Origin of the sequence: Sporosarcina sp. P18a, assembly GCF_002743135.1 — a bacterium.
Lineage (GTDB): Bacteria > Bacillota > Bacilli > Bacillales_A > Planococcaceae > Sporosarcina.
Genome location: NZ_PDYQ01000001.1, coordinates 454,566 through 481,264, shown reverse-complemented (window position 1 = coordinate 481,264; position 26,699 = coordinate 454,566). Strand labels below are relative to the sequence as shown.

General features: G+C 43.7%; 23 protein-coding genes, 1 other RNA gene and 1 other annotated feature. Of the genes, 5 read left to right on the top strand and 19 right to left on the bottom strand.

Annotated elements, in window-relative coordinates:
• Nucleotides 1-113: 113 nt before the first annotated feature.
• The 10 genes from ssrS to CSV75_RS02390 form a co-directional block, all read right to left on the bottom strand.
• Nucleotides 114-294: non-coding RNA, 6S RNA (gene ssrS, locus CSV75_RS02435), on the bottom strand.
• A 76-nt stretch (nucleotides 295-370) separates the two neighbouring features.
• Nucleotides 371-2,140, bottom strand: a complete 1,770-nt coding sequence (gene aspS, locus CSV75_RS02430; protein WP_099672918.1) for an aspartate--tRNA ligase — start codon at nucleotides 2,138-2,140, stop codon at nucleotides 371-373.
• 499 nt (nucleotides 2,141-2,639) lie between these two features.
• The gene (hisS, locus tag CSV75_RS02425; protein ID WP_099674600.1) at nucleotides 2,640-3,902 is read right to left on the bottom strand and encodes a histidine--tRNA ligase; all 1,263 of its coding nucleotides are present in this window, start codon (nucleotides 3,900-3,902) and stop codon (nucleotides 2,640-2,642) included.
• Nucleotides 3,903-3,976: 74 nt separating this feature from the next.
• Nucleotides 3,977-4,195 (bottom strand) — a binding site (T-box leader).
• Between the two features lie 153 nt (nucleotides 4,196-4,348).
• Entirely contained in the window at nucleotides 4,349-4,789 is a 441-nt protein-coding gene (gene dtd, locus CSV75_RS02420; RefSeq protein ID WP_099674599.1) for a D-aminoacyl-tRNA deacylase, read from the bottom strand.
• Between the two features lie 15 nt (nucleotides 4,790-4,804).
• Complete coding sequence (locus tag CSV75_RS02415; protein ID WP_099674598.1) at nucleotides 4,805-7,003, bottom strand: RelA/SpoT family protein; 2,199 nt, start codon at nucleotides 7,001-7,003, stop codon at nucleotides 4,805-4,807.
• 149 nt (nucleotides 7,004-7,152) lie between these two features.
• A complete protein-coding gene (locus tag CSV75_RS02410; RefSeq protein ID WP_099629840.1) occupies nucleotides 7,153-7,665 on the bottom strand; it encodes an adenine phosphoribosyltransferase in 513 nt (170 codons plus the stop codon).
• On the bottom strand, nucleotides 7,656-10,010 hold the full coding sequence (gene recJ, locus CSV75_RS02405; protein ID WP_483315690.1) for a single-stranded-DNA-specific exonuclease RecJ: 2,355 nt from the start codon (nucleotides 10,008-10,010) through the stop codon (nucleotides 7,656-7,658). The genes CSV75_RS02410 and recJ overlap by 10 nt, the downstream gene beginning before the upstream one ends.
• Before the next feature lie 176 nt (nucleotides 10,011-10,186).
• Nucleotides 10,187-10,543 (bottom strand): LapA family protein, encoded by a 357-nt coding sequence (locus CSV75_RS02400; RefSeq protein WP_099674596.1) that lies wholly within the window; start codon nucleotides 10,541-10,543, stop codon nucleotides 10,187-10,189.
• A 73-nt stretch (nucleotides 10,544-10,616) separates the two neighbouring features.
• On the bottom strand, nucleotides 10,617-12,884 hold the full coding sequence (gene secDF, locus CSV75_RS02395) for a protein translocase subunit SecDF (RefSeq protein ID WP_099674595.1): 2,268 nt from the start codon (nucleotides 12,882-12,884) through the stop codon (nucleotides 10,617-10,619).
• Nucleotides 12,885-13,014: 130 nt separating this feature from the next.
• Complete coding sequence (locus tag CSV75_RS02390; protein ID WP_158231569.1) at nucleotides 13,015-13,326, bottom strand: post-transcriptional regulator; 312 nt, start codon at nucleotides 13,324-13,326, stop codon at nucleotides 13,015-13,017.
• Between the two features lie 131 nt (nucleotides 13,327-13,457).
• Between CSV75_RS02390 and CSV75_RS02385 the strand changes: the two genes are divergently transcribed.
• Nucleotides 13,458-14,975 (top strand): putative polysaccharide biosynthesis protein, encoded by a 1,518-nt coding sequence (locus CSV75_RS02385; RefSeq protein WP_099674593.1) that lies wholly within the window; start codon nucleotides 13,458-13,460, stop codon nucleotides 14,973-14,975.
• On the opposite strand, the gene CSV75_RS02380 is transcribed toward CSV75_RS02385, so the two are convergent.
• From CSV75_RS02380 to CSV75_RS02350, 7 genes are all read right to left on the bottom strand, one after another.
• The gene (locus CSV75_RS02380) at nucleotides 14,972-15,607 is read right to left on the bottom strand and encodes a DUF421 domain-containing protein (protein WP_099674592.1); all 636 of its coding nucleotides are present in this window, start codon (nucleotides 15,605-15,607) and stop codon (nucleotides 14,972-14,974) included. The genes CSV75_RS02385 and CSV75_RS02380 overlap by 4 nt on opposite strands.
• 108 nt (nucleotides 15,608-15,715) lie before the next feature.
• A complete protein-coding gene (gene yajC, locus CSV75_RS02375) occupies nucleotides 15,716-15,979 on the bottom strand; it encodes a preprotein translocase subunit YajC (RefSeq protein ID WP_099630010.1) in 264 nt (87 codons plus the stop codon).
• Between the two features lie 50 nt (nucleotides 15,980-16,029).
• Nucleotides 16,030-17,169, bottom strand: coding sequence for a tRNA guanosine(34) transglycosylase Tgt (gene tgt, locus CSV75_RS02370; RefSeq protein WP_099674591.1), 1,140 nt, complete (start codon nucleotides 17,167-17,169; stop codon nucleotides 16,030-16,032).
• A complete protein-coding gene (gene queA, locus CSV75_RS02365; RefSeq protein WP_144034759.1) occupies nucleotides 17,170-18,222 on the bottom strand; it encodes a tRNA preQ1(34) S-adenosylmethionine ribosyltransferase-isomerase QueA in 1,053 nt (350 codons plus the stop codon).
• Nucleotides 18,223-18,240: 18 nt separating this feature from the next.
• Nucleotides 18,241-19,239 carry a Holliday junction branch migration DNA helicase RuvB gene (gene ruvB / locus CSV75_RS02360; RefSeq protein WP_099629831.1) on the bottom strand — a complete coding sequence of 333 codons (999 nt, stop codon included), beginning with the start codon at nucleotides 19,237-19,239 and terminating at the stop codon, nucleotides 18,241-18,243.
• 19 nt (nucleotides 19,240-19,258) lie between these two features.
• Nucleotides 19,259-19,864 carry a Holliday junction branch migration protein RuvA gene (ruvA, locus tag CSV75_RS02355; protein WP_099674589.1) on the bottom strand — a complete coding sequence of 202 codons (606 nt, stop codon included), beginning with the start codon at nucleotides 19,862-19,864 and terminating at the stop codon, nucleotides 19,259-19,261.
• Between the two features lie 120 nt (nucleotides 19,865-19,984).
• Entirely contained in the window at nucleotides 19,985-20,551 is a 567-nt protein-coding gene (locus CSV75_RS02350; protein WP_099674588.1) for an NADPH-dependent FMN reductase, read from the bottom strand.
• A gap of 156 nt (nucleotides 20,552-20,707) precedes the next feature.
• Between CSV75_RS02350 and CSV75_RS02345 the strand changes: the two genes are divergently transcribed.
• From CSV75_RS02345 to CSV75_RS02330, 4 genes are all read left to right on the top strand, one after another.
• Nucleotides 20,708-21,331, top strand: coding sequence for a hypothetical protein (locus CSV75_RS02345; RefSeq protein WP_099674587.1), 624 nt, complete (start codon nucleotides 20,708-20,710; stop codon nucleotides 21,329-21,331).
• 680 nt (nucleotides 21,332-22,011) lie between these two features.
• Nucleotides 22,012-22,215 carry a twin-arginine translocase TatA/TatE family subunit gene (tatA, locus tag CSV75_RS02340; protein ID WP_099629827.1) on the top strand — a complete coding sequence of 68 codons (204 nt, stop codon included), beginning with the start codon at nucleotides 22,012-22,014 and terminating at the stop codon, nucleotides 22,213-22,215.
• A 74-nt stretch (nucleotides 22,216-22,289) separates the two neighbouring features.
• Complete coding sequence (locus tag CSV75_RS02335; RefSeq protein WP_099674586.1) at nucleotides 22,290-23,129, top strand: gluconate 2-dehydrogenase subunit 3 family protein; 840 nt, start codon at nucleotides 22,290-22,292, stop codon at nucleotides 23,127-23,129.
• A gap of 17 nt (nucleotides 23,130-23,146) precedes the next feature.
• Nucleotides 23,147-24,895 carry a GMC family oxidoreductase gene (locus tag CSV75_RS02330; RefSeq protein WP_099674585.1) on the top strand — a complete coding sequence of 583 codons (1,749 nt, stop codon included), beginning with the start codon at nucleotides 23,147-23,149 and terminating at the stop codon, nucleotides 24,893-24,895.
• Between the two features lie 191 nt (nucleotides 24,896-25,086).
• Here CSV75_RS02330 and CSV75_RS02325 read toward each other — a convergent pair whose 3' ends face one another.
• Together CSV75_RS02325 and CSV75_RS02320 are read right to left on the bottom strand one after the other, a co-directional pair.
• Complete coding sequence (locus CSV75_RS02325; RefSeq protein WP_099674584.1) at nucleotides 25,087-25,812, bottom strand: YebC/PmpR family DNA-binding transcriptional regulator; 726 nt, start codon at nucleotides 25,810-25,812, stop codon at nucleotides 25,087-25,089.
• A gap of 12 nt (nucleotides 25,813-25,824) precedes the next feature.
• Nucleotides 25,825-26,694 (bottom strand): phosphotransferase, encoded by an 870-nt coding sequence (locus tag CSV75_RS02320; RefSeq protein WP_099674583.1) that lies wholly within the window; start codon nucleotides 26,692-26,694, stop codon nucleotides 25,825-25,827.
• Nucleotides 26,695-26,699 lie beyond the last annotated feature (5 nt).

Genomic DNA, 26,699 nt, shown 5'->3' with positions numbered 1-26,699 from the left:
TAAATTGTCTTCACTTTATACTAAAGCAGTCACCTGCTCTTACGCAACTACCTACATTTTAGACAGTAAAAAACCTTCTCGCTTATGCAAGAAGGTGAATAGTTGTTAGAAAGTGAAATCCCGACTGTGCCGTCTTTGAATATCGCTTTGAACCCGCTAATAGCAGGTGGGTGTCCTGTATAACTCTTTTGAGGTCCCGATTAAAGGCATGTCATCCAAGCTATAACGTTGAACTCCCGACGATAAGATGTTGGGTCAAAACTAATTTACAAATGACGAACACTTCAGGATTTCTACTAACTTCATCTTATCACACGCTTTTTTATAATTCAATCAATTTGAATAAAGTCTTTAGAAAATAGTTATTTACTCACTTTTTCACAGGTTCAGCGACCACTTTAATCCCAAGTTCTTTCAACTGGGCATCATCCACCGTACTTGGTGCTTCTGTCAATAGATCACTCGCACTAGCTGTTTTAGGGAACGCAATCGTGTCACGTAAGTTTGTAGATCCAGCAAGCAACATCACGATACGATCTAGACCGAACGCAATTCCGCCGTGTGGAGGTGTACCGTATTCAAACGCATCCAACAAGAATCCAAATTGCTCGCGCGCTTGCTCATCCGTAAAGCCAAGTGCTTTGAACATCGCTTCTTGCACATCACGTTGATAAATACGCAATGACCCGCCACCTAGCTCATACCCGTTCAACACTAAGTCATAAGCTTGTGCCTTCACAGTTTCCGGGCTAGTTTTCAATTCTTCTACGTCAGCTGGCATCGTGAATGGGTGATGCGCTGCATAGTAACGGCCATCTTCTTCGTCGTATTCAAATAACGGCCAATCCGTTACCCATAGGAAGTTATACTGAGACTGGTCAATCAAATCTAGTTCTTTTCCAAGCTTTAGACGTAATGCGCCGAGTGAATCCGCTACAACGGATTTTTTATCTGCTCCGAATAAGAATAAATCTCCAGGTTCTCCGTCGCCAGCTGCTTTAAGTGCTTCACCGATTTCTCCGTCGAAGAATTTCGCAATTGGACCATTGAAGCCGTCTTCCGTCACTTTCAGCCACGCCATTCCTTTCGCGCCATACACTTTTGCAAACTCGCCAAGTGCATCAATATCTTTACGTGAATACTTATCCGCTGCACCTTTAACGTTGATCAACTTCACCTGTCCGCCCGCTTCAACTGCGCCAGCGAATACTTTGAATGAAGAGTCTTTGACGATTTCCGATACATCCGTCAATTCCATTCCGAAACGAGTGTCTGGCTTATCTGAACCGAAACGCCCCATTGCTTCATCATATGGAATACGTTTAAACGGAGTTTCAACATCCACTTGTTTAACATCTTTCATTACTTTCTTGATCAAGCGTTCGTTAAGTTCCAAAATTTCTTCGATAGACATAAAACTCATTTCCATATCGATTTGCGTGAATTCCGGTTGACGGTCAGCACGTAAATCTTCATCACGGAAACAACGAGCGATTTGGTAGTAACGGTCGAAGCCGGATACCATCAATAACTGCTTAAACAACTGTGGTGACTGTGGCAAAGCGTAGAATTCACCTTCGTGAACACGGCTTGGCACTAAATAGTCACGTGCGCCTTCAGGAGTCGATTTCGTTAGAATCGGTGTTTCTACTTCCATGAATCCTTCGTCATCCAAGAAGTTACGTACAGTTTTCGTAATGTCTGACCGCATTTTGAAAACTTTTGCAAGCTCAGGGCGACGCAAATCTAAGTAGCGATACTTCAGTCGTGTTTCTTCGCCTACATCCGTTTCGTCTTCGATTGTAAATGGCGGATTTTTCGCTTCGTTGATGACTTTCACTTCTACCACTTGCACTTCAATTGCACCTGTTGCAATGTTTTTGTTTTTTGTACGCTCTTCACGTTCGATGACGAGACCTGTTACTTCGATGACGTATTCGTTACGCAATGTTTCAGCGATTTCGAGTGCTTCTTTTGAGATGTCCGGGTTGAAGACCGTCTGGACGATGCCTGCACGGTCGCGGACGTCGATGAAGATGAGTCCGCCTAGGTCACGGCGCTTCTGCACCCAGCCTTTGAGCGTGACTTCTTCTCCGATTTGTAGTTCTGATAAGTTCCCACAATAATGTGTGCGTTGCATAGTGACTACACTACCCTTCTGATGTTTGAGTTTTTATTTTGAATGTATAAAATGAAAGATTAAATAGATAGTAAAATTAGTGTTGTGGTTGGGGATTTCCGTTCCGAGCGGACGCTTTCCTGCGGGCATGGCTTGAGCCTCCTCGTCCGCTTCGCTACCTGCGGGGTCTCAAGGCTCATGCTATTCCAGCGGGAGTCGCCGCTCTGCACTCCAATCCCTAATTAGACCAATGAAATACGTTGTAACTGTACTTGAATTTGATTTTGTAATTGTATTATAAAAAAGTACAAGAACAGTAAAAAATTCGCTTATTGACTTTAATAACATTTTTTACTACCTAAAGTCTTTTTTTGCAGGATTGGAGCGTAAGAGGGGCGACTCCTGGAGGATCAGCTCGACAGGTGAGACAACCAAAGGGAGCTTGCGAGCTGGTTGGCTCACCGCGGGCCCTCAGGAAAGCGTCCCCTCTGAAGCGCAAATCCTCACAACGTTCCAGCTCTTATTTCTCCAATTCTCCAATCAATTCGTCAACCGTAACTTTTTTCTGTTCTCCGTCCGCCATGTTTTTCAGCTGGACGACGTTTTCGTTCACTTCGTCTTCGCCGATGACGATGACGTGGTTCGCTTTCAAGCGGTCAGCGGATTTCATTTGGGCCTTCATCTTGCGGTCCATGTAGTCCATCTCGCTGCGTAAACCGTTTTCGCGTAGCTTGCCGAGAATCTCGAAGCCTTTTTCTCGTGCTGCGTCGCCAAGAGTGACGATGTAGACATCGAGTGAAGGTTCGTCTGTAAAGGACTTTTCCTCCGCTTCCAGTGCAAGTAAAAGTCGCTCGATGCTGAGAGCGAAGCCGATACCAGGTGCTGCCGGGCCGCCGATTTCTTCAGCAAGTCCATTGTAACGTCCGCCTCCACAAAGTGTGGTGATCGCGCCGAAGCCTTTAGACGTACTCATGATTTCGAATGCGGTGTGGTTATAGTAATCCAGTCCACGCACAAGATTCGGATCGTATTCGTACTCGATACCTGCAATGTCCAAGTAGTTCTTTACTTTCTCAAAGTACGCTCTTGACTCTTCAGTGAGATAATCAGCAAGTGAAGGTGCTGTTTTCATCAATGGGTGTTCTCTATCCACTTTACAATCCAGAATTCGTAATGGGTTCTTCTCGAGACGGTTTTGGCAGTCCGAACAGAATTCCCCAATATTTGGGCTGAAGTGTGCAATCAACGCTTCGCGGTGTGCATCGCGTGATTCTTTGTCGCCAAGTGAATTCAATACGAGTTTGATATCAGAAAGACCCGTTTTCTTATAAATGTTCATTGCCAACTCGATTACCTCTGCATCGATAGCTGGATCATCACTGCCGATTGCCTCTACGCCGAACTGGACGAATTGACGGTAACGGCCGGCTTGTTGACGCTCATAGCGGAACATCGGCCCCGTGTAGTATAGCTTTACAGGCTGATCTGCGTAACCAAACATTTTGTGTTCGACGAATGAACGCACGACAGGCGCTGTACCTTCCGGGCGCAATGTCATTGAGCGATCTCCTCGATCGGTGAATGTGTACATTTCTTTTTGCACGATATCTGTCGTGTCGCCGACTGTGCGCTGGAATAATTCCGTTTGTTCGAAAATTGGTGTGCGGATTTCCTTGTAGTTGTAGACATCACAAATCGAACGAGCAATCTTTTCAACGCGCTGCCACTTCCAGGAAACGTCAGGAAGAATATCCTGTGTACCGCGGGGAACTTTAAAATTCATTAGTAAAACTCCTTTCGATGATTTGATAATGGGTGAACTTTCCGAGAACACAAAAAAGCTCCCATCCCTAATAAAACAGGGACGAGAGCTTGTAGCTTCCGCGGTTCCACCCAAATTGACACACAAGTGCCCACTCGAATTCGGATAACGGCCGGTTCCGTCCACGCCTACTAATTTCAGCATGAATCCTCCGTGGTGTTGTTCGCTTTACGGTTCTGTCAGGGAATTTCAGCCAAGTTCCCCGTTCTCTTTCCAGCCTATAGTAAAGGTATTTTCCACATCATTGGTGTATGAATTAATTCGATTACTATCTATGTTAGTCGTAACCGCTACTACTGTCAACTTCTTTGGCGAATTATATATATTGGTTGGAATTGGATAGTGCTCATACATCCGCGTCCCGTGCTCTATCAAGCCCCGCAATCGCTCATACACTCTACTCTCACTTACCTAGACTCAATCATCAGCGTCACAGGACCGTCATTCGTCAACTGCACGTCCATCATGGCACCAAACTGTCCTGTTTCAACGTGAAGTCCGAGACCGCGCAACTGTTCATTGAAGTATTCCCACAAAGGTTCTGCTACATCGGTTTTCGCCGCCTCAATAAAGCTTGGACGACGTCCTTTTTGAACGTTGCCATACAAAGTAAACTGGGAGACAGACAGAACCGCGCCATCTACTTCTGTGATTGAACGATTCAATTTCCCTTCGTCGTCTTCATAAATACGCAAGCCGGCGATTTTATTGGCAAGATAGTTGGCATCTTGTTCGGTATCGTCATGCGTGATGCCGACGAGCAACACATAGCCAGTTGAAATGGAGCCTGTAATTTCTCCGCCAACTGTTACGGAAGCGTCTTTCGCACGCTGTAATAAAACTCGCATGTTCACACCTCCTATTTAGTTCATGACCCGTTCTACGGAATAAACGTCTTTGATTTGTTTGATCTTATCCACGGTGCGTTGCAAATGCGCGATGTTTTGGATCTTAATCGACATATGGATATGCGCGATATCATCCTTATCCGCTTTGCCACTCACTGCGATAATTGGCGTATTCATATCGGCGACGACCATCATCACTTCGTTGAGCAAACCTTGTCTATCGAATGCGGAAATTTCAATATCCACTTGGAATTCTTTGCGAACTTGATCGTCTGGCAATGCCCATTGGACCTCTATGATACGTTCTTGCTGTCCTTGCTCAGACAAGACGTTCGGACAATCGGTACGGTGCACGGAAACGCCACGGCCCCGTGTAATGAAACCGACGATTTCATCGCCTGGTACCGGGTTACAGCACTTCGAAATACGGATCAGCATATTGTCGATGTCTTTGACGATTACGCCGGATTCCGTCTGTTTCTCTGGTTTTGGCGTTTGAATGTCCGAGACGATTTTATCAATCGTTTCTTTTTGCACGCGTTCCTTGCGCATTCGCTCAGCTAGGCGATTGACCACTTGTTGCGCGGTAATGCCACCGGAGCCGACTGCAGCATACAGGTCTTCTTCAGAAGTAAAACTGAATTTATCAATGGTACGCTGCATATTTTCTTTACTCAACGCTTCTTTGATATCATACTCTTCATCTTTCAATTCCTTCTGAATCATCTCGCTACCTTTGTCGATGTTCTCGTCACGCAATTGCTTCTTAAAATATTGGCGAATTTTATTTTTCGCTTGCGATGTATGGGCCAATTTCAACCAGTCACGACTTGGACCAAACGACTGTTTAGAAGTCAGAATCTCTACAATATCACCTGTCGACAATGATGAATCGAGCGGTACGATTTTACCATTCACTTTCGCCCCGGTCGTCCGGTTTCCAATTTCGGAGTGCACGCGATAGGCAAAGTCAATCGGAACCGACCCTTGTGGCAATTCGACAACATCCCCGTCCGGTGTAAATACATACACCATGTCCGAAAATAAGTCGAACTTCAGTGACTCCATAAATTCTTGAGCATTGGACGATTCATTTTGAATTTCTAGAATTTCACGAAACCACGTCAATTTCGAATCAATATCACTCGCCAGTTTCGCGACTTGTTTACCTTCTTTATATGCCCAGTGAGCTGCCACACCAAATTCTGAAATCCGGTGCATTTCTTCTGTCCGAATTTGTACTTCGAGTGGATCTCCTGCAGGTCCGACAACTGTTGTATGGATGGATTGATACAAATTTTGTTTTGGCATCGCGATATAGTCTTTGAATCGTCCTGGCATTGGTTTCCATAATGTATGAATGATTCCAAGCGCCGCATAGCAGTCCTTAATGCTTTTCACAACAATACGTACTGCCAGTAGATCATAAATTTCATTGAACTCTTTTTTCTGGATAACCATCTTTTGATAAATAGAATACAAATGCTTCGGTCTTCCATGAATTTCTGCGGCGATACCCATTTCATCTAGTTCGACGCGCATCTGATTCATGACGTCTTTCAAATACTGTTCGCGTTCCGTCCGCTTTTGCTTCATCAGATTCACGATACGATAATATTGTTGCGGATTGGAATAGCGCAACGCAATATCTTCGAGTTCCCATTTGATCGTGGAAATTCCGAGGCGATGTGCGAGTGGTGAGAAGATCTCCAAAGTTTCTTCCGACACTCGACGTTGTTTCGCTGCCGGAACATGCCTCAATGTCCGCATATTATGCAGACGGTCAGCAAGTTTAATCAAAATGACACGTATATCCTGTGCCATCGCGATAAACATTTTGCGATGATTTTCCGCTTGTTTTTCTTCATTGGACTTAAATTTTAACTTATCGAGCTTCGTTACACCGTCAACAAGCATCGCGACTTCATCACCGAATTCACGAATAATGTCTTCGCGGCTTATTTCCGTATCTTCTACCACATCATGCAAGAAGCCGGCTGCGACCGTTTCCGGATCCATTTGAAGGCCCGCTAAAATTCCCGCGACTTGAATCGGATGGTTGATATACGGTTCACCTGAAGTCCTAAACTGTCCTTCATGTGACTTTTCAGCCATTGCATATGCCCGTCTAATGAATTCGACGTGTTCTTCGTTCATATATTTGGCGACCAGGTCGTATATGTCTTGCTCTGTCAGGTCTTGATTTTTCGCCATCAACTTACCCCTTTCATCCTATTCCGTAAATATTTAGAAAATATTTTTTAGTAGTATATGTATATTATCACCTATATGTAAAGCGAATCAAACCCAGTGCCTATATTTATATAACAAGAATCCTCCGCATTAAGCGAAGGATTCCCCTATCAGTACGTAATTAACGCCTTGATGTTTTCATTCGTCAATTTTTTTCGACCGTTCAAGTACGATAGTTCGATCAAGAATGCACAGCCAGCTACTACGCCGCCAAGTTTCTCAATCAACTCGACTGTCGCACCGACCGTACCGCCAGTTGCAAGTAAATCGTCGACAATGAGTACACGTTGACCTGGTTTGATAGCATCTTTATGAATCGTTAACTCATCTTGTCCATACTCTAAGTCATAAAAGACGGAGATGGTTTCACGTGGTAATTTGCCAGGCTTACGAACCGGTGCAAAACCGATTTCAAGCGCATAGGCAACAGGACAACCGATGATGAAACCGCGTGCTTCCGGTCCCACGATGATATCTACGTCCAATCCCTTCGCATACTCGACAATTTGGTCTGTCGCATACTTATATGCTTCTCCGTTATCCATGATCGTCGTGATGTCTTTAAAGCTCACACCCGGTTTCGGATAATCGTCTACAGTCGTTACAAACTTTTTTAAGTCCACAATTTTTCCTCCTCAACAGCTTCCGTCTCACGCAAAGAGTCGAATACGTTCTTTAAGTCCTGATACGGCGCATAAAGCAATAACTCTTCTAGTTTGATCTGCTGTTGGCGTTTTTTATAAGATGGCGCTTCTGCCAAATCACGTTTGCCGGCAGAAGTAAGCATCGTCACCTTACCATTCTCTAGTGTAACAAATTCTAGTTCATAAAACACTTTTGTCATAAACTTTATCACATCTTTTTTCCAACCTTTATGTTTGGAAAGCATATCGATTTGATTGTATATATCAAACGTCTCACGTTTCTTCAAAAAGCTGTAATACCAACCAAATTGTTGGCGATCTGGTATTTTTTCGAAGTACATAGAATCATGCACGTGCAGATGAAGATACACTCGGTCAGCAAGCGTCACGCCCATCACTTGCTTCAACTGTTCTTCTGCCTGAGGCATATCGAGCAATACGATAGCAGAAGATGGATGAAGGGTATCGCGTCCAACTAAAGCAATCGAAATGTCTTTAAAGAATGGAGTAAAATGTTGAATGGCTTCTTCACTGAACGCAATAAATTGGGCTTGATCCGGAATCATCGGTAACCATCTAGCAGGCTCTCGGATTCCACGGTAATCGAATAACTGCCACTCGTCACACTTCACATCTTCGACAAGTAACTGTGCTTTCTTATTACCGTTCCATTCATTAATTTGTAAATCACCTGTCAAACTCAGCTTACTTTGCGGTGCCATTTCGTCAGCCAATGCCCCCGCACCGAAATATATTGCATCCAGCCGTTCACTTTGATCGCCCATTTCAAGCTTTAAATGATCTTTCGCCGAACCAATTTTACGGACAGAGATCGTGTCAAGCTGTTCCAATAAGAAAACAGGTTTCGGGAATCCCATTCCGAACGGCCGGATTTTCTCAAGCGCTTCGATAGAGGCAATATCAATTTCATCCAACGCTAGTGGTACATCGATGGATAAAATAGGTTGCAAATCCTCTTCCGTCAATACTTCTCTCGCCTGCCCGTTCAAATTCGAACGCAATAATTCGACGTCTTCTATTTTTAATGACATGCCAGCAGCCATCGCGTGACCTCCGAAGTGTGGCAAAACCGATGCATTTTTCGAAAGTTCCTTATACAAATCAAAGCCCTCAATACTGCGAGCAGAACCTTTCGCCATTCCCGTTTCACGATCGAGAGACAAAATAATCGAAGGACGGTAGTATTTCTCCGTCAGTCTCGATGACACGATGCCCACGACACCTGGATTCCAGCCTTCACCTTCTATGACTAGCACGTGAGGCACATGATCGCCATAACGAACTTCCACTTGCTCTTGCGCTTCTTTTGCGATTTCTTTCACTAATTGTTGCCGTTCTTTATTCAAATCATTCAATTCTTCCGCAATTCCCAGTGCTTGCTGCTCATTTTCCGCCTTTAATAACTCAACCGCTGGATCTGCATCACCAAGTCGGCCCGGCGCATTTAGACGAGGACCGATCGTAAAGCCGATCGTTTCTTCCGATAAAGCATTCTGCTCATGACCACTCACTTGCATCAACGCTTTAATGCCAGGACGTTGTGTTCGGCGTAATCTGCGGATCCCTTCTTTCACCATATACCGATTTTCATCTTCTAACGGTACCAAGTCCGCGATCGTACCGATAGCTACGAATTCCAACAAGTCTAGCGGTGGCTCTCCAAGTAAGGCAGAAGCTAGTTTGAACGCCACACCTACACCAGCAAGTTCCCCGAATGGATAATTGCCTTCCGGATGACGCGGGTGAATAACCGCATCCGCATCAGGTAGGACGTCGCCCATTTCATGGTGGTCCGTCACGATAATCGTCATTCCAAGCGACTTCGCGAATGCAACTTGCTCTATGCCTGAAATTCCGTTATCTACTGTGATCAGAACTTCTGTGCCTTCTGTATGTAGTTGTGCAAAGAAGTCGCTGTTCGGTCCGTAACCGTGTTCAAAACGGTTCGGGATGGCAAAGTTCACTTTTGCACCAAGACGTTCGAGCGCTGTCGTGAGCACCGTGACGCTTGTAACGCCGTCCGCGTCATAATCTCCATATATTGTAAGTTGCTGTTGTGTGTCGATTGCATGCTGGATGCGATCGACGGCTTTTTGCATGTCATGTAATAAAAAAGGATCATGCAAGTTGGACTCGTCCATATACAAGTACGCGTTTGCTTGTTCGCTTGTAGTAATTCCGCGTGCGACAAGTATTTTCGTTAGCATGGTGGAAAGTTTCAAGTCCTTTGCTAGCTGGTTGACAAGTTCTTCATCTGGCCGATTGATTTGCCATCTATTTTTTGATTGAATCAATGCTTTCACATCCTCTGTTCTTATTATAGCTAATGTGGATGGAGACTAAAAGGAAACGGGATGGAAAGATGGGAAGTCGGATGGCATCCTGGCACTGCGTATCCATAGGCGAAGCGTGGAAACGAACACAAAAAACCACCGCAACAAGTCGCTACATACGACTCACTGCAGTGGTCCCCTTGCTACTAAACTTCTCTCGGCGGAACAATCTCCGCCTCAATTAACGGCGGCTCCATCAACGCGTCGATTCGCTCCTCCATCTCCTGCATCTGCCTTCGCTGCGCAGTCAATTCCTTCTCCTTCAATTGCACCTGCTTCTCCAATTCCTTAACACGTCGTCCATTTCGATAGGTCTTATAAATAGCAAAGAAACCACTAATAATCGCACCAAGCAACGCTGACCCAAGAATAATTAACACAAGCGGAATCATCTCCGTACCAAAGAAATAATTAACCGAAACAGATTCTACATTAAAAACTGCAAATAATGCAATGAACACAGCAAATAACAAACCGACTAAAACCGTCCACTGAAATTTCATATTGATCGTTCCTCCATTCAAAAAAAGCAGGATATACCGAAGTATACCCTGCTTTGAATATGGTTCAAACGTATTACACAACCGGTTCGTCTGAGCCCCATTGTTTTTTCTCTTTTTCTACTTTTATTCCGCCACTCTTCAAAATTTGCTTTCTTTTTAAATCGAACCAAAGTTGCGCAGAGATGAAGATGGAAGAATACGTACCTGCAAGTAAACCGATCAACAAGGCGATCGAGAATGGTCGAATCGATTCTGCACCAAGGGCCATTAATGCCACTACAACGAAGACTACTGTCAGAACTGTGTTTACTGAACGGCCAAGCGTCTGTCGCAATGATTTATTGACAATCGTTGCCAATTCATTTTCTTCGCTAATATGCTTCGAGCGATTCAAGTTCTCACGTATTCTGTCAAAGGTGACGATCGTATCGTTAATGGAGTAACCGACTATCGTCAGCACCGCCGCAATGAATGTGATGTCTACTTCGAGTCGCAAGATACTAAAGACGGCAATCATGAAGAACGCGTCATGTAGTAAACCAATAATCGCCGCCAGACCCATGCGCCATTCAAAACGTAACGCTACATAGATGATAATCCCAATAGCCGCAAATGCAAGTGCATAAATCGCATTACGCACGAGCTCTTTACCTACCTTATTGGAAACTGTTGAAACGTTCGGCTCTGAACCAAATGTTTCAGATAACTCTTTTTTGATCTTATTGACTTCTTCTTGTGTGAAGTCTTCTTTATATCGTGCAACCGCAATGTTCTTTGCGTCGCCTGAAATGACGACGTCAGACGTTGGGTGGCCGATGTCTTCAAGAAGATTCGTTACTTCCGTCTCATCTAGCTGTTGTTCAGCAAGTATTTCCACACGTGTACCACCAGCAAAGTCGATCCCCAAGTTGAGCTTAAAGACACCGAGCATGATCGCACCGACAATTAATAGGATAATAGAGAGTGTATAGAAACGTTTTCTTGAATGAACGAAATCGAAACGGTCGAATTTGGTTGTGAGATCAAGTGTCTCATAGCCTTCATCTGCCGAATGAAGATGTTTTTTGTTCAATCCGAACCAGCCAACTTTATTGTCGAGGTATCCACTGTGAACGAGTAGTCCGAGCAATAGACGAGATCCCCAAACCGCTGTCAGGAAACTGACCAAGATACTAATGATGAGCATCGTTGCGAAACCTTTAACAGAGCTTGTCCCGAAAACGAACAATACGACTGCCGCAAGAATTGTCGTGACGTTCGCATCGAGTATTGCAGCGAACGAAGACTTCGCTCCGGCCGTAAAGGACGTTTTAACCGATCTTCCGACACGTAACTCTTCCTTGATCCGCTCATAGGTAATGATATTGGCATCGACTGCCATACCGACTCCGAGCATTAATGCCGCAATACCAGGGAGCGTCAACACCCCATTGATCAATGTAAACACTAGCAAAATTAAAAAGATATAAACAGACAAAGTGACAACTGCCACAATCCCTGGCAAACGGTAATAGAGTGCCATAAAGATAAAGATTAAGCTGATACCGACAATTCCAGCAAATATCGTTTTATCCAACGCTTGTTCACCGAACTGTGCACCGACAGAAGTCGAGTAAATTTCCTCTAAATGAACAGGTAATGCACCTGCGTTCAAAATACCAGCCAAGTTTTTCGTCTCTTCAATAGTGAAGTTTCCTGAAATTTCGACATTTGAAGAGTTGATTGTGCTAGAAACATACGGAGCCGAAATAAATGCGGGGTCCGGTTTTGCAGCTTCTTCAGCAAAGGAATTTTCACCTTCAATGAAGTCCAACCAAATGACTAGCACGTTATTCGGCTTCATTGCTGCGATTTCAGATGTAACTTCTCCAAATTTATTCGGATCTTTCATTTCCAATGTAACAACAGGATTGTTATTTTCATCGAAATTGGCTTTTGCTTTACCTGCTTTCAAATCATTACCGTCGAGCATCAACTCATCATCCGCATTACGGAAGGAAAGATTGGCTTGAGTGGATAATAATTCGCGGGCAGTTTTCTGATCTTCTACCCCAGCAAGCTGAACACGGATTCGGTTGTTTGATTCGATTTGAATGCTTGGTTCATTTACACCGAGCACGTCAATACGATTCGTCAATGCACGAGCCGTATCGGCAACCGTCGACTCCGTAATTTTTTGTCCTTCTTTCAATGGTTTCACTTGGTAAAGAACCTCGAAACCACCCTGCAAGTCAAGACCTAGCTTGACATCTTTTAAAATCGGACTCGTCGTTGAAAATATCGTTGATGCCAAAATGACGATAAGCAACAAAAACGCGACGATCCTTCCTCTGTTTTTCATATTTCCTTTTCCCCCTCATATACTAGAGCGGCATAGCACCTGTTATGTACTTTCATCTCTCATTGTACAACATACCAATTATGAAACAGTAGGTTGTCGGTGTCAAATACTTCATGATAAGAATTGCAAATCAATCCATTTTTTTGGGCGAAAATAACACAGACCATTCTTCTTTACTCAACTCCAAAACGTCTTCACTGTTCCGTTGAGCCTCTGTTTGCGTATGCGTCATGAACTGTGCCGCAGTAATTGCCAAAACATCTGAAATCATTTCATACGAACGCATCGTAGAAACTTCTTTTTTTCGCCACTTCTTCTCCACTAAATATCTCAGTAAATCTTCTTCCGTAATCTCCGAGTAGCCGTAAAACGTCAATTCTTGCTTTTTGCTTTCTAGTGCAGGGAGCAACTGTCTGTATAAGTCTGTCAACTGTTGATCCAATGCCACTTCCCCCCTCGTGAATAGTTCCGGAATAAACTTAATTATATCACATACACTTAACTATATTTGGGTTTTGCACAAGCATTCATAGTAAATCCGAAAACGTGGCAAATCAGAAGGAGTGGTGTAGGGTGTCATCATTTATTCGGGGGACGATCTTTTTGATGGCGGCCGTGTTTTTATCAAAATTACTCGGCTTCGTCTATCGAATTCAATTTATGCGGGTTGCAGGAGAAGAAACTGTCGGGATCTATATGACCGCATACCCGGCGTTCGTCTTTTTCCTTTCCTTAGTACAGCTTGGCGTACCCATTGCGATTGCGAAGGTCATCGCGGAAATAAAAGCGCAAGGTGGTACGGTACAATTACGACAAGTTATGAGAACCGCCACATTTATTACCATTTTATCCGGTGCAGTCTTCATTCCCGCATGCATTCTGTTCATTCCTTTTCTAGCCGAGACTTTACTTGGTAACAGCGCGACTTCCACTGCGTTATATGTAGCCCTCGCCATCGTACCTATCGCTTCACTTGGTGGGTTAATCAGAGGATATTTCCAGGGGATTTCCCGTATTGAAGAAACTGCCTGGGCACAAGTCATTGAACAAATATTCCGGATTTTATTGATCACATGGATGCTTCCGTACATTCTAGCTCCTGACGATCCGATGATGAATGCAGCGTATGCTATGGCGGTGACATTGCTCGCTGAAGTCGTATCGGTACTTTATCTTCTGTACAAATACCGTCAGCAGCAAAAGAAAGAACCGAAGCCACAAAAAAAAGAACCGCGATATCCGATGGAGCCCATTCTTGAAGTGGCACTTCCGTCGTCAGGCAGTCGTCTATTCGGGACGTTCACATGGTTCCTTGAGCCTATTATCTTTTTACGCGCTCTCTCTATGGCAGGCGTCGGAACAGTAGCCGCAACATCCTTGTATGGAGTAATTTCCGGGGTACTTATTCCGCTTTTATTGTTTCCCGCATTCATTCCGTATGCATTATCTGTCGTTCTCGTTCCAGCGGTCAGTGGCGCAGCCGCTTCTAGCAACGTCAAAAAGTTGCAAGAACGTATTCATTTAGCATTGCGTTTATCCGCCTTAACGGGCGCATTTGCGGCTACAGTTTTTTATATGCACGGGCAAGCACTTGCTGAAAAACTGTTCCACATTGTAGATGGCGGCAGCTATATGACATTGCTTGCACCGATCTTCTTCTTTTATTATATACAAAGTCCACTTTACTCGATTTTACAAGCGACGGGCGATGCGAAAGCCGGTATGATGAACTCGGTTTACGGGGGGATTGCAAAACTTGCGGTAATGTTCATCTTGGCGTCTCAACCAGGACTTCAAGAAACTGGCGCAGTTCTCGCAATCGGTTTCGGTGTACTTGTTACATCTTTCCTGCATATTGCCACACTCCGTCAAAACAAATCGACTGCCACTGGATTTTCGATGTTCGCGATGACCTATATCGTATTCTTGCTAACCGTCATCATCCGCCCGATTTTCATTCCTGTCGGTTCGCATCATCTATTTATCGAATGCTCCATTACGTCGGGCATCCTGTTCGCTTTATTATTGCTGACAAGACAAATCAAAACACAGGACTTTGTCATGCTACGAAATTTAGTTAAACGCTATTAATCACGTTTCAATTGTACTCTTATTTGCCCTTGTTCATATGAGCAATAGAAAATCCTACTCAAATCGGTGATGTTTTTTGCATGCAACTCTTGCAACAGCCATTCTTCCGTCTTGCCGATCAACTCCAGATGATCGGGCTGAATTTCACCGTCGAGCACGATTCCGACAATCGGCAAGTCACCGTCTTTTGTGAATACAGATAAATTTCCGGAAGATTCGAGATACGCAAACGTTACATTGTGAATCGAACCGACTTGATTTTCGCGTAATTGTTGAAACAAGTCATCGAGATTATAACGCTGTTTACGCATCTCTTCTTCTTGGATAACCCCATGTCGAATAATCAGCGAAGGATCTCCATCGACTAGATCTCGAAACTTTTTACTTTTTAAAGAAATCATCGACGAAATATATTGAATGATCAGCAATAGAAGAATAGGAAGGATCCCTTTGATAATCGGTTTATCGGGAGATTCCACAATCATCGCAGCTACTTCCGCCATAATAATGAAGACGACGATATCCATTACACCCAATTCACCGACTTCTCGTTTCCCCATAATACGCAATGTTACAAGAAGAAAAATATATAAAAATACCGTACGCAATCCGATGATGAGTAACTCGTGCACAGCATATCTGCCTCCTTCACACTTAGTGTGCCGGCAGATCTTTTTTCTATACGTACGCAAACAAAAAAGCGGCAATCTATGGATATACCACTAGATAACCGCTTTTACTTATGACGCTGTTACAACTCTGCCTACTGCTTGCTTGTCAAAACGCAAAACTGTAGTGTCAGATACACGCAAGAAAACAGAAGTCTCATCTACTGCATCCACAGTTCCGTGAATACCACCGATTGTCACTACTTCGTCTCCACGCTTTAAACTAGTTTGCATCTCTTTCGCTGCCTTTTGTCTCTTTTGTGCAGGACGAATGAGTAAAAACCACATAATAGCTACCATGATGACTAGTGTAAAAATACCACCGTATTGTTCCATCATTATATATCTTCCCCCTTCCTGATACATCATTTTTTATTATACAAGATTTAAAAGTTTTTTGCATTCGGTTTGTTAAAGCCGTATTGCTCAAAAAACTCTTCACGGAAATCACCGAGGCGATCTTCACGTATAGCCTGGCGTACTTGCTCCATTAAATTCAGCAAAAAGTGCAGGTTATGGTAGGACGTTAAACGTATGCCAAATGTTTCACCCGCACGAATTAAATGACGAATATATGCCCGACTATAGTTTTTGCACGCATAACAATCACAGTTCGGATCAAGCGGACCAAAATCTCTTTCGTACTTTGCGTTTTTGACAACTACGCGACCTTCACTTGTCATCAACGTACCGTTACGTGCGATACGCGTCGGCAAGACACAGTCAAACATATCGATTCCACGCATTGCACCGTCGATCAACGAGTCCGGTGATCCAACACCCATCAAATACCGAGGCTTATCTTGCGGAAGCAGAGGCGTCGTGAAATCCAGCACATTATTCATAATATCTTTTGGCTCTCCGACAGACAATCCACCGATTGCATAGCCTGGAAAATCCATGGATACTAAATCACGTGCACTTTGCTTACGTAGGTCTTCAAACTCTCCACCTTGTACGATACCGAATAATCCTTGATCATGAGGGCGTCCGTGTGCTTCTAGGCAACGCTCTGCCCACCGTGACGTACGCTCGACACTTGCTTTCATATACTCATGCGTCGCGGGGAATGGAGGACATTCGTCAAACGCCATCATAATATCGGCTCCAAGATCATTTTGGATTTCCATCGCTTTTTCCGGACTTAGAAACAGCTTATCTCCATTGATATGATTACGGAAATGAACGCCTTCTTCTTTAATATCACGGAATTTACTAAGTGAAAACACTTGGAAGCCACCGGAATCCGTCAAAATCGGACGATCCCAGTTCATGAACTTATGTAGTCCGCCCGCTTCTTTGACGATTTCATTACCTGGACGTAGCCATAAATGATACGTATTACTTAAAATAATGCCTGCACCCATTGCTTTCAATTCTTCCGGAGCCATCGTTTTGACCGTAGCTTGTGTTCCGACTGGCATAAAAGCAGGTGTTTCAAATGAACCGTGTGGCGTATGAACAATTCCAAGTCGCGCACCCGTTTGTTTACATGTTTTGATATGTTCGTACGTAATAGCTGCCAATTAATCTCGTTCCTTTCTTGTAGCAGGGCGGATGAACATCGCGTCCCCAAAACTGAAAAAGCGATACTGCTCTTTCACTGCTTCTTCATATGCATTCATCACATGATCGCGTCCGGCAAATGCCGACAACAGCATCAATAACGTAGATTTAGGTAAGTGGAAATTCGTTACCAACCCGTCAATCGCTTTAAACTCATACCCAGGATAAATAAAAATTGAAGTCCAGCCGCTTGCTGCGACTACTTCTCCATTATTCTCCGAAGCAATTGTCTCAAGCGTCCGAGTAGACGTCGTACCCACCGCCACTACGCTGCCTCCACTAGCTTTTGTCTTTCGAACCAGTGCTGCCGTTTCTTCCGTCATCACATAATATTCCGCATGCATCGTATGGTCTTCAATGGAATCCACACTAACGGGACGGAATGTACCCAGTCCGACATGCAATGTAATGAAAGCGATTTGAACACCTTTTTCACGCAATGCATCTAAGATTTCATCCGTGAAATGCAAACCTGCTGTAGGTGCTGCTGCAGAGCCGCGCTCTTTTGCAAAAACCGTTTGATAACGCGTCTGATCTTCCAGCGTCTCGGTAATATAAGGCGGCAACGGCATCTGTCCGAGTTGATCAAGTAGCTCATAGAAAATGCCGTCATAACTAAATTTGAACTCGCGCCCACCTTGTTCACCGAGTGCTGTACATTCCGCCTGCAACAAGCCGTCACCAAACGTCACGACCGTCCCCACTTTTATACGTTTTGAAGGTTTGACCAACGTTTCCCAGCGGTCATCCCCTGTTTCTTTTAACAATAACACTTCAATCGTCGCACCGGTTTCTTCTTTCGTACCGATTAAGCGCGCCGGCAATACTTTTGTATCATTCAACACTAGCAAATCCCCTGATTCCAGTTCATCCACTAAATCACGGAAATGCTTATGTGTCACGCTACCGTTATCGCGTCCCATGACAAGTAAACGGCTTGCTGTGCGATCCAAAAGCGGGGTTTGGGCTATTAACTGTTCTGGTAAATCAAAATCAAAGTCTTCTACTTCCATCATGCTAACTCCTATCTGTCATTCAGGAAGCGGATAGCCGAAATGCTCGTAAGCCTTTTCCGTCGCCATCCGCCCCCTTGATGTACGTTGAATAAATCCCATTTGTAATAAATATGGCTCATAAACGTCTTCGATCGTTACGGACTCTTCGCCAATACTCGCTGCGAGAGTATCGATACCGACCGGACCGCCACGGAACCGTTCAATCATGCTATGGAGCAACTGATGATCGATTTGATCGAGTCCATGATGATCTACTTGTAGCATATCAAGTGCTTCTTGCGCAATGGAAAGCGTAATGATTCCGTTACCGCGCACTTGTGCGTAATCGCGCACTCTTCGCAGTAGACGATTCGCAATACGCGGCGTTCCGCGAGAGCGTTTCGCTAGTTCTACAGCTGCTTGCGGATCGATGTGCACGTCAAACAAATTAGCACTTCGAATCACGATCTCAGTCAATGATTCCACTTCATAATACTCTAGTCTAAGCGGTACACCGAAGCGGTCACGTAACGGTGCAGACAATGCCCCCGCACGCGTCGTTGCGCCAATTAATGTAAACGGCGGCAAATCCAGTCGCACAGAACGCGCTGTCGGACCTTTCCCAACCATGATGTCTAGACAAAAATCTTCCATCGCTGGATACAACACTTCTTCAATGGCCCGGTTCAGCCGGTGGATTTCATCGATAAACAACACGTCACCCGGCTCCAATGAAGATACCACTGCCGCCAAGTCACCCGGACGTTCAATTGCAGGGCCACTCGTCATGCGGACATTGACACCCATTTCATTGCCGATGACCGTAGCGAGCGTTGTCTTTCCAAGCCCAGGAGGACCATACAGCAACACATGATCCAAACATTCTTCCCGTTTTTTTGCCGCCTCGATAAAGATGGATAAGTTATCTTTCGCCTGCTGCTGACCGATATATTGTTGCAATAATTGCGGGCGTAATGATTGTTCAAAGCCTTCATCAAAATCCGTCACTTCATTCGTCAGTATGCGTTCATCCATTGGAACCACCTCCATCGTATTAGCCTTGTTTCAATAATAATTTTAACGCCATTCGCATATAGCCTTCCGTATCGAGTTCTTCTTTCTCGAGTTTCGGCTTCACTTTCTTCAGTTCACGATCAGAATAACCAAGTGCAGTCAACGCAAGCATCGCTTCATCGAGCTCATCACTTTCCGCAAGCGTTAGCAATGTGTCTTCTGAATCCGGCAAATCAATTTCCGTAAATAAATCATGCAGTTTGCCTTTTAAATCCAAAATCATCTGACGCGCTGTCTTCTTGCCGACACCCGGAAATTGCACGAGGAACGCTTCATCTTCACGCTCAATCGCACTCACTACTTGAGAAGGCAAGCCGTTTGCAAGAATTGCGAGCGCGCCTTTAGGACCGATTCCCGAGACGGTAATCAGTTTACGGAACAGTTCACGTTGTTCCAGCGTCTTGAAGCCGATCAATAACTGCGTATCTTCACGCACATGCAAATACGTGAACACTTGCTGCACCTCGTCGGTTATGTGGAACGCAAATGGATTCGGTGTCATAACTTGCCAACCGATTCCCGATTGCTCCAGCACAACATATTCAGGTGTCACGCGTGTTACATGGCCTTTTATGTAATCGTACAAATTATTCTCCCCCTAAAGTATACCTGCTATTATAGCATACGAACGGGTTTTCTACTTGTTCAACCTCTAGAATCCAGCATAAAAAAATGGACACATAAAATTCGTGTCCATTCATCCTACTCATGCGTGAGCGATTGCTTGTTGTTTCTTATGGAATGCGATGAAGTTCTGTACGACAGTATCAAGGTATGCAATCGTGGCTTCATCCGTGATATTTCCTTCTTCATCCATTTTTGTATGAACAGCACCGATATATACTTCATTACCTGGCAATAAGTTTGGCGCTAGTGCTGGGTTAGAAAGAATTTCGCGTAAGTGGATCTGTGCTCTCACTGAACCGAAAACTCCCATTGATGACCCAACAATAAAACCTGTTTTGCCGTGTAACGTAAAGTCGCCGCCACGTGACAACCAATCCAATGCGTTTTTCATTGCGCCTGGAATAGAGAAGTTATATTCCGGTGTCGCGAACATCACTGCGTCTGAATCTTTCACGTCATCTTTGAATGTTTGTACGGCTACAGTTGGTTCGCTCTCAATATCTATAGAGAACATTTCTAAGTCGTTGATGAGAACCGGTGTAATTTCCAATTCCTCTTTATAACGCTCGGCCATGAATTTCACTAATTTTAAATTGTATGAAGTAGAACTTGTACTTCCGATTACCGCTTTGACTTTAATTGTCATGATGAAAATCTCCCTTGTGTTTAATCTCTGCAGACTTTATCATAGCGCTTGCTTATTTTTATTTCTAATGATTTGCTTAGCTGTTGAAACCTTGATCACCATGTAAACGTATACATATAAAGAAGTGCCACGCCCCATCTTAAAGGAGGAAGCTCTATGCGAAAAACTATTTACGTAAGCTTTGCTCTGTCGCTCCTACTAGTCGGCTGCAATTCAGAAACTAAAAAACCTACTCATGAAGTGAAGCCGTCCGATGATACGGTGATCGAAGAAACAGCTGATGTTCCTACATCATTGCCAGAACGTGAACCGACGAAGGATGTTGTACTATCTGTCGAAGGTGAAGACTCCACTATCACCATGCACCTCGTCGAAGGTAGCGGTGCACTGTATTCGTTATATATCGATCCCGAGCGTTATACGTTTGAGACCAGTGAGAAAGAGGATAAACTCACCCCGATTGCCAAGATGCCTACTGATTATCCTGAGGTACATATGACATTTCTATACCTCGAAGATCAAACACCAGAAAGTGTAAAGGAAGATGTGAAACAAGAATACAGAATGCCTCTTGAAGAACAGACTATTTCTGCACCGGTACACGCACTTTCATTGCACGGGACTGCAGGGGAAAAATCTGATAGTGAAGTTGTTACGATCTATATAATAGAAGTAAAGGGAGGCACATTGCTTATTAAAGAGAACTATTTCCTTGAAGCACAAGAAGGCCATGGTGCACGATTCGAACAAATGTTGGAGACATTGGAAGTGCGTAAATAGTAAAAAGTAACCAAAAGAATTTCTTGACATCTTTAATTGATTCGTACACATGCAAGCCACTACCTAATACGTCTTCATTCGCTGTGGAATGAAGACGTATTAGGTAGTTTAGTTGACAGCAAAATGATTTCGCTTGGACCTATACTATTCACCAATCCAGTCAACTTCGCAAACCGCTAGGATCTACCAACTCCAAACCCTCTTCTACATAGACTATTCCTCTCTTTGAATTAGCTACGTTTTCTTCTTTTCTATGTCCTATCGCCATTCTATATTTGTATTAAATCTAGTAAAAGCTTCAATTGAATGAAAGAAGTACTATTTTATATGGCAACCATTCATCACATGTGACACCTATCATTTTCCCACTATTTGGTTTTTTTATTAATTTATCTTAGATTTACAATTAGGCAAGATATGTCATTCGCCAACTTCAAAGCTGCCTTACTTCTACTTCTATGAGTATCTCAAGGTATTCATAGTAAATTACTTATGCAGACTATTTCATGTATTCATACAATAAAGATACGTATAATGCTTTGTAAAATTACTTTGCATTTTTTGTCGAATAACACTATCATATATGAGGGCCAGAATTCCTTTACGAATTTAGCAAACTAGCCAGAGCTCTACCCATACATTATAAATATGTAAAACTACTATTAAAGGGAGGGAGTTAGATGAGTTTGGCGTCCATCGGTGTACCAGGATTAATAATTATATTAGTAATTATCTTAATTTTATTCGGACCGCGAAAATTGCCGGAAATTGGTTCCGCTGTCGGGAAGACGTTAGCAGAATTTAAAAAGGCAACAAATGACATTTTAGAAGAAGACGACAAAGACAAGAAAACTGAATTAGAAAAGTCTGAGTCAATAAAGTAAGAAGACGGTGCGATTACACTTGCCTCGGCAAATGTCGCCACATTTAATGACAAATGTGAAGGAGGAACTAAACTATGACGAATAATAAAAATTCCAATCAAGATACTCAAGATTTAAGTCGAAGAAAGTTTTTGAAGAGTGGCGGTCTTGTCGCTGGTGGACTTTTAGGTGGCTCTCTTTTTGGTGGCTTGATAACGAATCAGTTCCAAAAAGGAACGAAGGATGAAAAGACACCACAAGCAGACAAACCAGTCTCGTTTGATGCACGTACGTTTTTCAGTCGAAATGAAGACTTTGCGTTGCTATCTGCTGCAACTGAAAGAATCTATCCAGAGAATAAAAATGGAATGGGTGCAATTGAACTAGGTGTGCCGTACTTCATTGATCGTCAATGTGCGAGCAACTGGGGAAGAAATGCGGATGATTATATGCACGGTCCTTTCCCAACGGTCATAAAAACTGACGGATATAAAGAAGAAAAACGACCAAATAACGAAGTCATCACATCGTCTTCCGTCGTGAAAGTACCTGCTGGAACGGCTAACTATCAAACTAAAATGACGAGAGGCACATTTTTCCTTGAGGGGCTTACCGCAATGGAGAAAACTTCACAAGATAAATTTGGCGATCGATTTGTCAATCTTGAACCTGAACAGCAAGATGAAATTTTACACATGTTTGAAAAAGGTGAAGTGAAGTTCAGTGGTGTAGATTCCTCAGACTTCTTTAACCTGTTACGTCAGACAACTATCGAAGGCGTCTATGCAGATCCTGTTTACGGCGGAAATCGTAATATGGAAGCTTGGAGGATGAAAGAATACCCTGGGCCAATCATGAGCTTTTTAGATAAAATTGAAGAAGAAGAGTTTATTGTAATGGAGCCTTCAAGTTTACGTAACTACCAAGGGCTTTAATTGAGGAGGACGCATAAATGGCTAAAAAATTAGAAAAAGTAGACGTTGTAGTCGTTGGTAGTGGTTGGGCTGGCGGTATCGTTTCAGCTGAACTTTCCAAAGCAGGCTATCAAGTCGTAATGTTGGAACGCGGTAAAGATCAAACACGTTCAGATTTTATAGGTGTTAAAGATGAACTACGTTATTCAAATAGATATGAAATGATTGAAAAATTAACAGGCGATACGATTACGTCTCGTGTTTCAATAGGCGATGCTGCATTACCTGTACGCTTGCAAAAAGACATGAATACGGGGACGGATCTTGGAGGCGGAAGTATGCACTGGGCGGGTTCCGTATACCGCTGGCGTTCTTATGACTTTGAAATTCGTTCGAAAACAATTGAACGTTATGGAGAAGGTAAAATTCCAGAAGGGATGCAAATCCGTGACTGGGGAATTACGTATGATGAACTAGAGCCGTATTACGCTAAATGGGAACAAACGGCGGGGATTTCAGGAGAACCAGATCCACTTGGCGACAAGAGATCAAATGAGTATCCAAACCCACCAATGTTAGCTTCACCTGCGATTAAACTATTTAAAGAATCGGCAAAAGAACTCGGCTTACACCCGTATCAAATGGCTTCTGGAAACATGTCGCAAACTTATACGAATCCTGACGGTGAAACATTGAACCAATGTATGTTCTGTTCATTCTGTACGATGTACGGCTGTGACTTCGGTTCAAAATCGGATCCTCTAGCAACCGTTATTCCGACTGCTCGGAAAACAGGTAACTGTGAAATCAGAACCAATTCCCTTGTCCGAAGAGTTATACATAAAGATGGTAAAGCGACGGGCGTTTTATATACGGATACAAGAACTGGTCAAGAATTCGAACAACCAGCTGATGTTGTCGTTCTTGCGGCATTCACTTTCTCAAATAACCGCTTACTGATGTTATCGGATATCGGTGAAATCTATAACCCTGAGACTAGAAAAGGAACAATCGGCCGTAACTTTACGGGTCAATTCAACAGTACTTTCCTAGGCGCTACAGGATTCTTTAACGAGAAAAAATTCAACTACTACATGGGTGCTGGTGGATTAGGTGGCGCTTTAAGCGATTATGACGCTGACCTATTTGACCACACTAATTTAGACTTCATTCACGGTGGCGGAATCGAACTTCGGCAATACGGAGATGCGGCAATTAAGAATAACTTTGTTCCTAAAGGCACACCAACATGGGGTGAAGAATTTAAAGAGAAATCACTCTTCTATGCTTTCCGCACATTAACGGTGTGGTACTCGGCAGCTGTTATGCCTTGGTGGCACAACTTTATGGACTTAGACCCTACTTATAAAGATGAGTTCGGAGATCCATTATTACGTATTACAAACAAACTAACAGACCAAGATAAGAACATCGCGAAATTCGGTATCGAAAAATGTGCTGAAATCGTTGAAGCGATGGGTGCGGATATTATTGATAAGGACGAATTACCAGACCAATTTGACCACACTTACTTCGGTATGCACTATATTGGCGGCGTAGCTATGGGTGAAGATCCAGAAACGTCTGCGGTAAATAACTACTTGCAACTGTGGGAAATGGAAAACTTATTCGTCGTTGGCGGATCTGCTCTACCTCACTTTGGTAGTCATCACCCTACACCAACAATCGGTGCGCTTGCATACCGTGCAGCTGAAGGTATTGATAAATACTTAAAAGAAAACGGCGGTCTCTTAACGCAACCAAAAGCATCTAGCGTCAAAGCATAATAGCTATAACATAACCCCTCACTTGGCAGTATGAAAGTGAGGGGTTATTATTTTTTCCGAATCTCTACACATTCATCTTGCAGTCCATTCAGAAGCAATTAACTCGAGTGATAATGAACCCCATTGTCATTGTGAATAACAAAAAGCCCGTCAACAACTTTACTTACAAGTTGTTGACGGGCTAACATTCCTTACTCATCCGATGCATTAGAATAGACGTTCTGGACATCATCGTCATCTTCTAACGCATCAATCATTTGCATAAACTGTTCTTGCTGCTCTTCGCTCAAATCCGCATAAACGGACGGAACCATATCTACTTCTGCTGAAATAAATACCAAATCATCCGCTTCAAGCGCTTCTTTTACATGCAGGAATTCAGAAGGTTCCGTCAGAATTTCAAATCCGTCTTCTGTCGAAATAACATCTTCAGCCCCTGCTTCCAAAGCCGCCAGCATGACTGCGTCCTCGTCCGTTTCTTGCGTACGTTCGATGAACAGACGGCCTTTGCGTTCAAATAAATAGTTGACGGAGCCAGTCTCTCCTAAACTACCGCCATTTTTATTAAATGCCACGCGCATATTGGGTCCCGTACGATTGCGGTTTTCTGTCAAGGTATATACGAGGACGGCAACACCGCCCGGTCCGTATCCTTCATAGATTACTTCTTCATAGTTTTCATCCGCACCTGAACCTGTTGCTTTATCAATTGCCCGCTGAATAACATCATTCGGGACATTCGCACTCTTTGATTTATCGATTGCTAGACGTAAAGCTGGATTCGTGTCTGGATCATCTCCGCCAGATTTTGCTGCCACGTAAATTTCACGCGACATCTTCTGAAAGATCTTTCCTCGTTTTGCATCCTGTGCGCCTTTTCTATTTTGGATATTCTTCCACTTGGAATGGCCTGCCATGGATCAAACCTCCTACTTCATCATTCGCTCTATATCATACCATAATCTCGGCCAATGTGAGAGCGCGGTATCCGTGAAATGCAGAAGTTTGCTAGCCATCCGTTGCTGTTGCGCTAATGGCAACGACAACAGATGTAACCATTCGCGAAGTACTTCATTCGGATATAATAGCTTCGCAAGAGACTGGTTTGATAAAGTTTGCAGCGCCGGATGCTCACCCATCAAAAAAGTCGGATTATAGGAAATCTGTGGCAACACACGATGCATCCACAACACACGTTCATCCTCTTCCGTTCCAAGACACGCTAAATCAAAATCGATAAAGCGGATATTCCCGTTCGAGTCACGCAAAATATTATGATGTACGACATCACCATGCAGCAGCGTCAAGGAATGTACAGGAGGCGGTTCTTTCTTAGCTATGTGCAACGCATCCTGTCCGTACTTTAACAACTGGTCAATCGTTGTAGAAGCGAGAAACGCTCCACACATTTCCCGCAACTCTTCAAACCGCGCAAGCCGGACTTCCCACTTTTCAATCATATGATAATGCGGTAGACAGGAAATCGATTGCCAATCAATCGTATATTTCGTATCATGTAATGCTTGCAGTGCACGGAACGAATCAATACGGTCAATTCTGCGCTTAAAGTTGACCGCTTTCGCATTTTCCAGCCACGGCTGCATGATCAACAGTGGATCCGATTTATCGACAATCGGCAAGATATATGGAAAATGTTGTGCACTAAGTAATTGATGAACTTGCCGAACTTTCACAGCTTGAGCAAGTGATGCATACTTTTTTACAGAATACACCGCTCCGCCGGATTCCATTTTCCAGACATTCTTTTTGATTTTGGTAAATCGTTGATTGTCTGCCATACGCG

Coding starts and splice junctions, on each gene's coding strand:
- aspS (WP_099672918.1), bottom strand. CDS start 2,140: ATGCAACGCACACATTATTGTGGGAACTTATCAGAACTACAAATCGGA.
- hisS (WP_099674600.1), bottom strand. CDS start 3,902: ATGAATTTTAAAGTTCCCCGCGGTACACAGGATATTCTTCCTGACGTT.
- dtd (WP_099674599.1), bottom strand. CDS start 4,789: ATGCGAGTTTTATTACAGCGTGCGAAAGACGCTTCCGTAACAGTTGGC.
- CSV75_RS02415 (WP_099674598.1), bottom strand. CDS start 7,003: ATGGCGAAAAATCAAGACCTGACAGAGCAAGACATATACGACCTGGTC.
- CSV75_RS02400 (WP_099674596.1), bottom strand. CDS start 10,543: ATGAAATTTCAGTGGACGGTTTTAGTCGGTTTGTTATTTGCTGTGTTC.
- secDF (WP_099674595.1), bottom strand. CDS start 12,884: ATGAAAAACAGAGGAAGGATCGTCGCGTTTTTGTTGCTTATCGTCATT.
- yajC (WP_099630010.1), bottom strand. CDS start 15,979: ATGGAACAATACGGTGGTATTTTTACACTAGTCATCATGGTAGCTATT.
- queA (WP_144034759.1), bottom strand. CDS start 18,222: ATGGAAGTAGAAGACTTTGATTTTGATTTACCAGAACAGTTAATAGCC.
- ruvB (WP_099629831.1), bottom strand. CDS start 19,239: ATGGATGAACGCATACTGACGAATGAAGTGACGGATTTTGATGAAGGC.
- CSV75_RS02350 (WP_099674588.1), bottom strand. CDS start 20,551: ATGACAATTAAAGTCAAAGCGGTAATCGGAAGTACAAGTTCTACTTCA.
- CSV75_RS02345 (WP_099674587.1), top strand. CDS start 20,708: ATGCGAAAAACTATTTACGTAAGCTTTGCTCTGTCGCTCCTACTAGTC.
- tatA (WP_099629827.1), top strand. CDS start 22,012: ATGAGTTTGGCGTCCATCGGTGTACCAGGATTAATAATTATATTAGTA.
- CSV75_RS02335 (WP_099674586.1), top strand. CDS start 22,290: ATGACGAATAATAAAAATTCCAATCAAGATACTCAAGATTTAAGTCGA.
- CSV75_RS02330 (WP_099674585.1), top strand. CDS start 23,147: ATGGCTAAAAAATTAGAAAAAGTAGACGTTGTAGTCGTTGGTAGTGGT.
- CSV75_RS02325 (WP_099674584.1), bottom strand. CDS start 25,812: ATGGCAGGCCATTCCAAGTGGAAGAATATCCAAAATAGAAAAGGCGCA.
- CSV75_RS02320 (WP_099674583.1), bottom strand. CDS start 26,694: ATGGCAGACAATCAACGATTTACCAAAATCAAAAAGAATGTCTGGAAA.